Origin of the sequence: Cryobacterium sp. MLB-32 (assembly GCF_000738085.1) — a bacterium.
Classification (GTDB): domain Bacteria; phylum Actinomycetota; class Actinomycetes; order Actinomycetales; family Microbacteriaceae; genus Cryobacterium.
Map to the genome: position 1 here is coordinate 1 of NZ_JPRS01000762.1, position 494 is coordinate 494.

General features: G+C 56.1%; 1 protein-coding gene. It reads right to left on the bottom strand.

The window, feature by feature from the left end; all coding sequences use genetic code 11:
- Positions 1–494: ABC transporter ATP-binding protein (locus tag JF66_RS21260; protein ID WP_035880987.1), on the bottom strand; the 494-nt coding region annotated here is incomplete at both ends.

Genomic DNA, 494 nt, shown 5'->3' on the forward strand with positions numbered 1-494 from the left:
CACATGGATCGCACGGATTCCATGGCATGGCTCACCAGGATGACCGTTTTGCCGGCGGCTTTGAAGTCAACGAACTTCTGAGCGCACTTGTCCTGGAATTCAGCATCGCCCACAGCCAGCACCTCGTCAACGACGAGGATATCGGGGTCGACGTTGATTGCGATCGCGAATCCGAGGCGCACGTACATTCCCGAGGAATAGTTCTTAACCGGCTGATCGATGAATTGTTCGACCCCCGAAAAATCGACGATTTCATCAAACTTGCGCGTGACTTCTTTCTTCGACATGCCGAGAATGGAGCCGTTCAGGAAGACGTTCTCGCGCCCGGAAAGTTCCGGGTGGAATCCCGAGCCAACCTCCAGCAGCGCCGCGATCTTACCGTTGTAGGTCACCGACCCCTTCTCGGGGTAGTAGATCTTGGCCAGAATCTTCAGCAACGTGGACTTTCCCGATCCGTTGCTGCCGATCAGACCGAACGTCGACCCACTGGGCAC